This window comes from Candidatus Borrelia fainii (assembly GCF_027925085.1).
Classification (GTDB): domain Bacteria; phylum Spirochaetota; class Spirochaetia; order Borreliales; family Borreliaceae; genus Borrelia; species Borrelia turicatae.
Window position 1 is genome coordinate 125,703 of record NZ_AP027070.1, and the last position, 11,794, is coordinate 137,496.

Sequence of the window (11,794 nt, forward strand, 5' to 3'; positions counted from 1 at the left end):
ATAATTCATTGTTTATTCTGAATTCCCCTATACTCTTGATTATAACGTCCAGCTTAATTGATCTTTGATACAAGAATAGTATCAATTTCATTTTGTATTTCAATCGTATAATGTAAGGCTTTGATTGTTTTTTCAAGAGTTTCTATTTCATTAATATCTAAACTTCTTTTCATTCTATATTTAAGATAACTTTTAATTACTTGATAAGAACCGATAGTATATTCAAAAACTTCTTTAGACACTCCTTTAAAACCATTGTTTTCATTATAAAAGAGCTCTTGAGTTTCATTGTTATAGTTAATTTTCTTTATATTAAAATTTTGTTTATTGTTATCTTGTGAAAAATGTAATCCAATATCATTAGCTTGTATGTCAATATTTTTTAGTAAATGCATATCAATCAGCTTGCAACCTAAATTGCTTAGTTTTTCAAATGTTTCAACTTCATTAACAAAAATGATTTTTGGATAGTCTATTTTTAAGAATTCAATAAATTTATTTCTATAGATATTTGAATAAAGAATTGCATAAATATAACCTAATATTTCATTTGGATTGTATGCTTTGCAGTATTTGTTATTTATAAAATTTCTAAATGTGTCTTTAAAATTTTCTTTAATCTCATTATTTATAATTGTGTTGTTATTTTTTATATACAAAGGAAATAAATAAGCATCAGAAATTGAATGTATGTCTACCAGAATATTAGATATAAAAGCATGTTTAAAATCAATGTGTAATAATCTACTTGTTATCAATGCAATGTTATTATCAATTTCTAAAATATGTTTCATTATGTTATATCTAGGACATGAAACAACTCCGCCTTTGATTACAGAATAGTAAACAAATCTAGTATCAAACGGCTTGTAAGTTATTCTTTTTACATATTTAGAATCTATATTAGTATTTTGTAAGAATTGTTGTACTTTTGTTAACTTCCAATCTCCTGAATCTTTTTGAATATCATATTTAACACGAGCATCGTTTTCATTTAAATAAGCAAAATCTCTTAATTTATCTAAAAGTTCGCTTTTGGTAAAATCAATTGCTATCTTATCTTTATGAGTCTTAACGCTAATACTATATTCAATAAAAATATCTTTTAATGAAATGGAATTTTCATTATTGTAAAGACTTTCATTTATAAAATCTTTTTTAACAAAGAAATAATAAGGAGGACTTGGTTTTAATGTTTCAAAATCAATTGTGTCGATATCATTCAATTCTAGATAAGAATATTTATATTCTCTTGTATTTTTTATGCTTTTATACAGTACAGTAGCAAGTTCATTAGGATTTGTTTTTTGTTTTGTTTTTATAAAGATCGCAATAGCAACGCCGGTTTGTATATTAAATACATTCTCATCAGTTTCATTATCAAATCTATCTTTTTTTCTTAAATTACCATTTAAATTCAAAATATATATTTTTTCAAAAGTTCTTAACAAATGCCATCTCATGAATCTAAAAGTGACATTATCTAGATAAGCATTATTAGTAATAAAACCAAGCAAACCTTGATTAGAAGTTTCAATTTTATATTCAGAATATCTAATAAATTTAACATAATCATCATTTAATGAAGTAATTGTTTTTTCATTTAAAGTTTCATTATCTATTTTTTTATAGTCATTTAATAAATGTCTTATAAATTCATTATTATTTTTTGATTTTGAATTATAAGGAGGATTACCTAAAATTACTAAAATATTTTTATTTTTTATTTCATTTGCAAGTTCATTTTCTTTACTAATTGCTTTGAAAATGCCATGAATAACTTGTTGTTGAGACTTTATTGTATTATCAAGTGTATTCGTTAATACAATTTTCAACTTATTCTCATTATCTAAATTAAAATTACAAACTTCTTTTAAATATTGACTTATTTTTAAATTAGCAACTGTATAAGGAGTCATCAAATATTCAAAACCATACAAGTTTTTAAGAATATGATTTTCTATATAGAAATGTTCTTTACTTGTATTATTAAGCTCTTTAAGGATGCATTTAATAGTTTCAAGTAGAAAAGTGCCCGTACCCGTTGCAAAATCCAATACACTCACCTTATCTTTATTAGCAAAGCCAGTTGATAAATTAAATTCAGTTTTTAATATAAAATGCAAACTTTTTACAATAAATTCCACTACAGCATGAGGTGTGTAGTAAACTCCTTTACCTTTTCTAAGATCTTTATCATATTTAATTAAAAAATCTTCATAAAAGTATAAATAAGGATCTTTAAAAGATTTTGTTTCATTTTGTATAAAAGAAAATCTTTCAAATATCGATTTACTGTCAATACAATTTATAATGTTAAGAAGCTCATTTAAAATCCATTTAATATCTATATATTCAAAATCAATAGAAATATCTTCAATTAGTCTTAAAATACTTGTTATTAAACTAAAATTATTTGGAATGAACTGTTTTATATTATTAAAATCAATAAAAACAGCATCATTTGGATCATTTAATTTTGATAAAAAAAGACCAAAAGTTATGGTTTGAGATATAGAATCACTGAATTCACTAGTATTTAAAGTATCACAATAAAGTTCAGTCTTAATGAATTGATAAGAACTTACTAAACTATTTTGATTATTTTTTTTAAGAGAAATGTCTAATTTTTCATTAATAAGATCCTTTAATGTTTTAGTTCTTATGGCTAGTAAGCTTGCCAAACTTTCAATATTAGTAATTCTTTCATAAGAATTTCTTAAGAATTCTTTTATAATAAAATCAACTTTAGCTACTCTAATACTATCCAATTTGCTAGTTTTACTTAATTCAATATCATAAAGTAAAATCTCTCTTAAAGTAACAACGCCATTTCTTATTAAAATAAACTCAAGATAATTTGTTAATAAAATGTTATTTGAAAGTTCTTTATATTTTTCTATTTGTTTGCTTGCCAAGGTTTCATTTAAGTTTTGATTGGTTTTCTTGACTTCAACATAACCTATATTAATATCATTTAACTTAATAAGAAAATCAGGAGCTCCTAGCCCTGACTTATCTCTTCTAGGCTCGTGTTGTATTTTTATATCTTTATTTTCTTTAAGTTCATTAAGTAGTTTTTCTAAATGAGAACGATCAGTATGCTCAGTTTTACTTTCTTTTGGAATCTCTTTTAAAGATTTTATATATTCATTAAAAACCGCATTTAACATTGATTCTTTAGTAACTTGCATATAATTCATTGTTTATTCTGAATTCCCCTATACTCTTGATTATAACGTCCAGCTTAATTGATCTTTGATACAAGAATAGTATCAATTTCATTTTGTATTTCAATCGTATAATGTAAGGCTTTGATTGTTTTTTCAAGAGTTTCTATTTCATTAATATCTAAACTTCTTTTCATTCTATATTTAAGATAACTTTTAATTACTTGATAAGAACCGATAGTATATTCAAAAACTTCTTTAGACACTCCTTTAAAACCATTGTTTTCATTATAAAAGAGCTCTTGAGTTTCATTGTTATAGTTAATTTTCTTTATATTAAAATTTTGTTTATTGTTATCTTGTGAAAAATGTAATCCAATATCATTAGCTTGTATGTCAATATTTTTTAGTAAATGCATATCAATCAGCTTGCAACCTAAATTGCTTAGTTTTTCAAATATTTCAACTTCATTAACAAAAATGATTTTTGGATAGTCTATTTTTAAGAATTCAATAAATTTATTTCTATAGATATTTGAATAAAGAATTGCATAAATATAACCTAATATTTCATTTGGATTGTATGCTTTGCAGTATTTGTTATTTATAAAATTTCTAAATGTGTCTTTAAAGTTTTCTTTAATCTCATTATTTGTAATTATATTATTATCTTTTATATATAAGGGCATACAATATGATACTCCTCCTATAGAAGCTCTATCTATAATTTCATTTGATACAAAAGCGTGTTTAAAGTTATTACTTGGCAACATTCTACTGCTTATCAATGCAATATTGTTATCAATTTCTAAAATATGTTTCATTATTTTATATCTAGGATATGAAATAACTCCGCCTTTGATTACAGAATAGTAAACAAATCTAGTATCAAACGGCTTGTAAGTTATTCTTTTTACATATTTAGAATCTATATTAGTATTTTGTAAGAATTGTTGTACTTTTGTTAACTTCCAATCTCTTGAATCTTTTTGAATATCATATTTAATACGAACATCGTTTTCATTTAAATAAGCAAAATCTTTTAATTTATCTAAAAGTTCGCTTTTAGTAAAATCAATAGCTATTCTGTCCTTTTGGGTTTCAATACCTACACAATTATTAATAAAAATATCTTTTAATGAAATTGAGTTTTTATTATTGTATGAACAATCATTTTTAAAATCTTTTTTAACAAAAAAATAATAAGGAGGACTTGGTTTTAATGTTTCAAAATCAATTGTGTCGATATCATTCAATTCTAAATAAGAATATTTATATTCTCTTGTATTTTTTATACTTTTATACAGTACAGTAGCAAGTTCATTAGGATTTGTTTTTTGTTTTGTTTTTATAAAGATCGCAATAGCAACGCCGGTTTGTATATCAAATACATTCTCATCAGTTTCATTATCAAATCTATCTTTTTTTCTTAAATTACCATTTAAATTCAAAATATATATTTTTTCAAAGGTTTTTAATAAATGCCATCTCATGAATCTAAAAGTGACATTATCTAGATAAGCATTATTAGTAATAAAACCAAGCAAACCTTGATTAGAAGTTTCAATTTTATATTCAGAATATCTAATAAATTTAACATAATCATCATTTAATGAAATAATTGCTTTTTCATTTAAAGTTTCATTATCTATTTTTTTATAGTCATTTAATAAATGTCTTATAAATTCATTATTATTTTTTGATTTTGAACTATAAGGAGGATTGCCTAAAATTACTAAAATATTTTTATTTTTTATTTCATTTGCAAGTTCATTTTCTTTACTAATTGCTTTGAAAATGCCATGAATAACTTGTTGTTGAGACTTTATTGTATTATCAAGTGTATTCGTTAATACAATTTTCAACTTATTCTCATTATCTAAATTAAAATTACAAACTTCTTTTAAATATTGACTTATTTTTAAATTAGCAACTGTATAAGGAGTCATCAAATATTCAAAACCATACAAGTTTTTAAGAATATGATTTTCTATATAGAAATGTTCTTTACTTGTATTATTAAGCTCTTTAAGGATGCATTTAATAGTTTCAAGTAGAAAAGTGCCCGTACCCGTTGCAAAATCCAATACACTCACCTTATCTTTATTAGCAAAGCCAGTTGATAAATTAAATTCAGTTTTTAATATAAAATGCAAACTTTTTACAATAAATTCCACTACAGCATGAGGTGTGTAGTAAACTCCTTTACCTTTTCTAAGATCTTTATCATATTTAATTAGAAAATCTTCATAAAAGTATAAATAAGGATCTTTAAAAGATTTTGTTTCATTTTGTATAAAAGAAAATCTTTTAAATATCGATTTACTGTCAATACAATTTATAATGTTAAGAAGCTCATTTAAAATCCATTTAATATCTATATATTCAAAATCAATAGAAATATCTTCAATTAGTCTTAAAATACTTGTTATTAAACTAAAATTATTTGGTATAAATTTCTTTATATTATCAAAATCAATAAAAACAGCATCATTTGGATCATTTAATTTTGATAAAAAAAGACCAATAGTTATGGTTTGAGATATAGAATCACTGAATTCACTAGTATTTAAAGTATCACAATAAAGTTCAGTCTTAATGAATTGATAAGAACTTACTAAACTATTTTGATTATTTTTTTTAAGAGAAATGTCTAATTTTTCATTAATAAGATCCTTTAATGTTTTAGTTCTTATGGCTAGTAAGCTTGCCAAACTTTCAATATTAGTAATTCTTTCATAAGAATTTCTTAAGAATTCTTTTATTATAAAATCAACTTTAGCTACTCTAATACTATCCAATTTGCTAGTTTTACTTAATTCAATATCATAAAGTAAAATCTCTCTTAAAGTAACAATGCCATTTTTTATTAAAATAAACTCAAGATAATTTGTTAATAAAATGTTATTTGAAAGTTCTTTATATTTTTCTATTTGTTTGCTTGCCAAGGTTTCATTTAAGTTTTGATTGGTTTTCTTGACTTCAACATAACCTATATTAATATCATTTAACTTAATAAGAAAATCAGGAGCTCCTAGCCCTGACTTATCTCTTCTAGGCTCGTGTTGTATTTTTATATCTTTATTTTCTTTAAGTTCATTAAGTAGTTTTTCTAAATGAGAACGATCAGTATGCTCAGTTTTACTTTCTTTTGGAATCTCTTTTAAAGATTTTATATATTCACTAAAAACCGCATTTAACATTGATTCTTTAGTAACTTGCATATAATTCATTGTTTATTCTGAATTCCCCTATACTCTTGATTATAACGTCCAGCTTAATTGATCTTTGATACAAGGTCATTACTATCCATTTTAAGAAATTTGCTTGAATAAAATAGCATAGCATTTTCAATTTGTTCTGATGCAATGTGTGTATAAATTTGGGTTGTAGATATATTAGAATGACCTGCTACTTGCTTAATTTGCATAATATCTTTAGTTTGTCTATACAAATTAGTTAAATAAGTATGTCTAAATAAATGAAAATAAACTCTTTTATCAAAGTTCAATTTTTTCAATTGATATTCTAAATTTTTTTGTAATACTCTCTGTGTCAATTTTAAAGATTTATTAGTTTCAAATAAATAAATATTTTTAGTAATTTTAAACTTAGTATAGAACTCGTTAAGTTTATTAAAATAAGCAGGTTGTATAAATAAAATCCTATCCTTATTATTTTTACCTTGTTTAATATGAATGCGACCGTTGTTTTCATTTATATCATTCCATTTTAAATTGATAAGTTCAGAAATCTTAAGTCCAGTTTGTAAAATAAGTTCCAAAATTAGCTTATTTCGATATTGTATCCGATTTTTTATCTTAAAAGAACTTAGTAGTATCTTAACTTCCTTATTAGTTAAAACATCAGGTAGTGATCTCTTTTTAACTTTTCTTTTTGGTTTTACTATTTTGTTTTTAATGCTTGTATATATCTTACTTAATGTTTTCATATTGTAATTATCATTCTTTTGTGATAAAAAAGTCAACATTTTTTATCATAAAAGAATAATTTTGTGATAGATTTTTATTTAAAAAATAAATTCAAAAAGGATTGTAGGAACTAATAAAGGATAAAATCATTTTTACTTTGTATATTGTTTATTTATTTTATTTAAAACTCTTTTTCATTTATAATTTTTTATTGAGATTGTTGGATCTATAAATTATTATTTTAAGTTAAAATAATAGCAATAATTACTTAATTCCAGATTGTATTCTCATTAACACCTTCAATGGTTTTACTAGTCTATTAAGAAACTTGATATCCATATCTATATTCTCTAATCTCATTTGTTTTTCAATTACAAGTGACTTGGATTCCAATTCTTTAAGTTCTTTTTTTAATTGTTCATTTTCATTTTTTATTAAATTTGCTTTTAATATTTCAATATTATTTAATAATTCTTGTAATTGTTCTTCATACTTCCTTAATTCAATCTCCTTAACACGCTCATAATTATTAGAAATTGATACGATTTTTTTTATCAACTAAGTAGTTAATGGGATTCTTTCATTTTCTAAGGAATAGCCTTTTAAATAAATTTCCAGATCATTGATTGCAATTTGTTTCATTAAATCTTTAACATAGGCTTCATTTCTTTCTATTTCTTTTTTTATAGTATTTTGTATTTTTTCATTTGTAATTTCTGCTATTTTATCTTTATTGAATTTACAATAAAGTTTATTATACATTTGCCTATATTTAGATACCACTGACTTTCCAACTTTAAATTCATTGGCAATTTCTAAATTTCTATAACCTTTATTAAACATTTCAAAATAATCATTTTTACAATAAGTCATTACAATTATGGTAATAAAAAATTCTAAAAAGTACACAATAGTTCACAAAAAACTATAAAAGTTCACTAAATGAACATCATACATGTACACTTTTGTACATTAAAACTATATTTTTACACTGTAGGTTATACAATATTTTATTGTTAAAACTATCTATTAGTATCTTTAAAAGTTAGACAACTAGCATAATAATTTAAAGAGCATCTTCCAATATTGCCGTTTCTATTTTTTGCTACTATTATTTTGATTTCAGTTGGATATTCATCTTCAAAATCAGAATTTTCTACTTCAGTTTGTTTTTCTTCTCTATGCATAAAAATAACCATGTCTGCATCTTGTTCTAAAGCCCCTGAGTCCCTTATATTTGCCAAAGTCGGTTCCTTATCTTGTGCATCTCTATTAACTTGAGCCATTGCTATTATTGGAATTTCTAATCTACTAGACATTTCTTTTAAGGTTTTAGATATAAAAGAAACTCGCTCATAATGTGTCATTAATGATCTTTCTCTTGTAAAACTAATAAGTCCAATGTAATCTACAAAAACCACTTCAATTCCTTTATTTCTAACATATTTTCTAATTTCAGTGCATAGATCCATTAAATCAATATTGGGCTTGTCATTAAAGTAAAGCATATCTCTTTTATGATGTTCCCTAATATCATCAATCTTATAATAATCATCTTTCGAAATTGGTTCTCTATAAAGTGTTTTTGCTTTCATATTACTCATGATACTTAAATATCTAGTTGTCATGGTTCTAGATGACATTTCTAAAGAAAAATAAACTACTTTATGATCATTTTTTATTAAATTGTAAGCAATATTTAATGCTAGTGCAGTCTTTCCTATAGAAGTTCTAGCTGCCAATATAATAAAATTTCCTTTATCAAAAAAATCTATTATATTATCAATACCCTTAAATCCAGTTTTATAGCCTATTGAAGAAGGATCGTAAGAAGAATTAATTCTAAGCCAAATTGTCTTTAATACAATATCTAAGTGTTTTTTAACATCATTATTATATTCATCATAAGAGGGCTCATGAAGTATTTTGTCACTAAAACTTAAAGCAGTTATTTTATTTAAAACATCATTCAATGGAGTAGATTTTAAGTTTGCTACTATTGTATTGAGCTCATAATGTAAAGTCCTTTTTATTGATAGTTCTTTAATAGTTTTTACATGATCTTTTATATTGCTTTCATTTGCTAATCTATAATCTATTAACTCAAGAAGGCTATTGAAATTCATATCTTTTAAGTACTTTCCTTCTTTTGTAATTGCATTGAAAACCATTTCTGGATCTATTATTCTAGTTTGAAATCTGTCTTTAATTTCCATTAAAATATCATGATCATTATCGGTTGTTTTATTTGGATCTCTATGAAGCTTATTAATAGTTAGTTTTTTAAAATAATCTTTTTGTTTTGTTTCTATAGCCATTAATACAAATGGATTCAAATCTTTTAAATTAACATTATATTTAGTAAAAATTTCTTCAAAGTTGAATTCTCTTGTCCTGGTTTCCTCATCGAATTTGTAGTTCTGATTATATAATTTAGAAATATAATGATAGATTATTTGATGATCAGGATAGTAAAAATCCCTGGGTTTGATTTCAGTATCTACAAAATCAATCAGTGTATTATCTTGCATAAGACCACTTAAAATTCTCTTTTCAGTTTCGTAAGAAGCAAATTCTTCTTTCTTATTAAAATTAATTCTTTTAACATTAGCCGCTAAGTTAATGTTATTTCCAATTAAGTCGAGTTTACTATTCATGATATAACCTCACTAGAAGCATGTTTTTTTATACATGATTTCAAATAACCTACTATGTTATCTAACTGAGTTGAAAATTCATTTATAGTAAGCTTAGAATCTTTTTTTAAGTAAAATTCACCGATAATATCAAAAATAACCTGAGGTCTATAAACCTGAGGGCTGTAGTTGGGGTCGTTTTGGATCTCTTTTCTTAGTTTCATTTTGATAGTGTCTTTACTTACTATGCTGTTTTTGTATCTGATTTGCCTTGCATTGTCTTGATTAATTGCTTTTGTCTCTTTTAAAAACTGATCTAGTATGCTTTGATAGTCATTGGTTTTAAAGTTTAGTTTTTCAGAGTAGTATTTACTTATACAGTGGGGTTTATTTGTATAATATTTGATCATTTTGAAGTAAAAATATGTATAATATTTGCATTAAAATGCATTGTTAAATTACAATGTATATAAAAGAGATATATGAAAACTAAGAAAAGAATATTTTTTACAGGAGGAGGTACAGGAGGGCATGTTTTCCCAGGAATAGCAATAATTTCAAAATTAAAAGAACTTGATGCAAATATCGAATTTTTTTGGTTAGGACAAAAAGACTCAATGGAAGATAAGATCATAAGAGAGTATGCCTATATCAAATTTATCACAATTCCATCAGGAAAACTTAGAAGATATTTTTCACTACAAAATTTTACTGATTTTTTTAAGGTTATATTTGGAATAATCAAAAGCTTTTTTATAATAAAAAAATATAGACCTCAAATTATATACGCAACTGGCGGTTTTGTATCAAGTCCACCAATTATTGCAGCAAGTTTACTTAAGGTAAAAAGCATAACTCACGAAATGGATCTTGATCCTGGACTTGCAACAAAAATCAATTCAAAATTTGCAAATAAAATACATATCAGCTTTAAAGAAAGCACAAAATATTTTAAGAATAAAAATGTCTTATATACAGGATCACCAATAAGAAAAGAATTCTCAAATCCAAATCCAAATATAATAAAAAACTTAACTCAAGATACAAAAAAAAACATAATTAGTATACTTGGAGGCTCTCTTGGAGCAGCAATTCTAAATAAATTAACACTCAATATCAAAAACAAAATTGATGCGTATTTTATCCACCAATGTGGAAAAAATTTAGATGCAACTAGAGAGAATAATTATTTAAGAAGTCAATTTTTTAATGCAGAAGAAATGGCAAGCATAATAAAATTTTCAAATATAATAATAAGTAGAGCAGGATCAGGGGCTATTAAAGAATTTGCCAATGCTGGTGCATGCGTAATATTTATTCCATTTGTAAAAGGTTCAAGAGGAGATCAAGTCAGAAATGTAAAACTATTAGAAGAACAAAATGCATGTTTCAAAATAGATGAAGAGAATTTAAGTGAAAGTAAAATCATAAATATGATAAAAGAGATCCTAAAAAATAAAGAAAAGTCCAATATACTAAGAAATAATATAAAAAAATTTCACAATCAAGATTCATCAAACCTAATAGCTAATCTATTGTTAAAAGAATTCGAGGAAATAAATGCTCATTAACGATCCTTTCAAAATAACTGGTATAGTCGACATACTAATAATAATAATTTTTATATCACTAGGATTTAGAGGATTCTTACGGGGTTTCATCAAAGAAATTGCTGGATTTGTTGAAATTTTTACTTTAATATTTTTGCTTTACAATAAAACTAATGATTTTAAAAAATTAATATCACCTATTCTCGATTTATCATATGTTCAAGCACTACTAGTATTTTTTTTAATAATACACATAGGATTCTTAATCTTACAAACACTAATCGAATCAATAATAAATCATCTTAAGTTATTATTTTTCAACAGGTTATTGGGACTAATACTTGGTTTATTTGAAGCCTTTGGAATAATTGCAATTGTAGTATATATAATATACTCTCAACAAATCTTTAATCCCAACTACTTCTTAGAAGAAAGCAAATTGCTTAAATATCTAAATCCTAACATAAACTATTTGTTTAAAATATCAAAAACACAGTAAAGAGAAT

9 protein-coding genes are annotated in these 11,794 nt (G+C 24.0%); 2 read left to right on the forward strand and 7 right to left on the reverse strand.

Annotation, left to right across the window (positions count from 1 at the left end; translation table 11 throughout):
• Positions 1 to 53: 53 nt before the first annotated feature.
• The 7 genes from QMG63_RS00500 to QMG63_RS00530 form a co-directional block, all read right to left on the reverse strand.
• Complete coding sequence (locus QMG63_RS00500; RefSeq protein ID WP_281860777.1) at positions 54 to 3,194, reverse strand: type ISP restriction/modification enzyme; 3,141 nt, start codon at positions 3,192 to 3,194, stop codon at positions 54 to 56.
• A gap of 53 nt (positions 3,195 to 3,247) precedes the next feature.
• A complete protein-coding gene (locus QMG63_RS00505; protein ID WP_281860778.1) occupies positions 3,248 to 6,394 on the reverse strand; it encodes a type ISP restriction/modification enzyme in 3,147 nt (1,048 codons plus the stop codon).
• A gap of 53 nt (positions 6,395 to 6,447) precedes the next feature.
• Positions 6,448 to 7,122 carry a tyrosine-type recombinase/integrase gene (locus QMG63_RS00510; protein WP_281860779.1) on the reverse strand — a complete coding sequence of 225 codons (675 nt, stop codon included), beginning with the start codon at positions 7,120 to 7,122 and terminating at the stop codon, positions 6,448 to 6,450.
• A gap of 244 nt (positions 7,123 to 7,366) precedes the next feature.
• Positions 7,367 to 7,660 carry a hypothetical protein gene (locus tag QMG63_RS00515; RefSeq protein ID WP_281860781.1) on the reverse strand — a complete coding sequence of 98 codons (294 nt, stop codon included), beginning with the start codon at positions 7,658 to 7,660 and terminating at the stop codon, positions 7,367 to 7,369.
• A complete protein-coding gene (locus tag QMG63_RS00520; protein ID WP_281860783.1) occupies positions 7,661 to 7,975 on the reverse strand; it encodes a hypothetical protein in 315 nt (104 codons plus the stop codon).
• Between the two features lie 149 nt (positions 7,976 to 8,124).
• Positions 8,125 to 9,759, reverse strand: coding sequence for a replicative DNA helicase (locus QMG63_RS00525; protein WP_281860785.1), 1,635 nt, complete (start codon positions 9,757 to 9,759; stop codon positions 8,125 to 8,127).
• Entirely contained in the window at positions 9,756 to 10,148 is a 393-nt protein-coding gene (locus QMG63_RS00530) for a hypothetical protein (RefSeq protein WP_281860787.1), read from the reverse strand. The genes QMG63_RS00525 and QMG63_RS00530 overlap by 4 nt, the downstream gene beginning before the upstream one ends.
• A gap of 72 nt (positions 10,149 to 10,220) precedes the next feature.
• Here QMG63_RS00530 and murG point away from each other — a divergent pair, with 72 nt between their 5' ends.
• The gene (murG, locus tag QMG63_RS00535; RefSeq protein ID WP_281860789.1) at positions 10,221 to 11,309 is read left to right on the forward strand and encodes an undecaprenyldiphospho-muramoylpentapeptide beta-N-acetylglucosaminyltransferase; all 1,089 of its coding nucleotides are present in this window, start codon (positions 10,221 to 10,223) and stop codon (positions 11,307 to 11,309) included.
• Entirely contained in the window at positions 11,299 to 11,787 is a 489-nt protein-coding gene (locus QMG63_RS00540) for a CvpA family protein (protein WP_281860791.1), read from the forward strand. The genes murG and QMG63_RS00540 overlap by 11 nt, the downstream gene beginning before the upstream one ends.
• Positions 11,788 to 11,794: the final 7 nt, after the last annotated feature.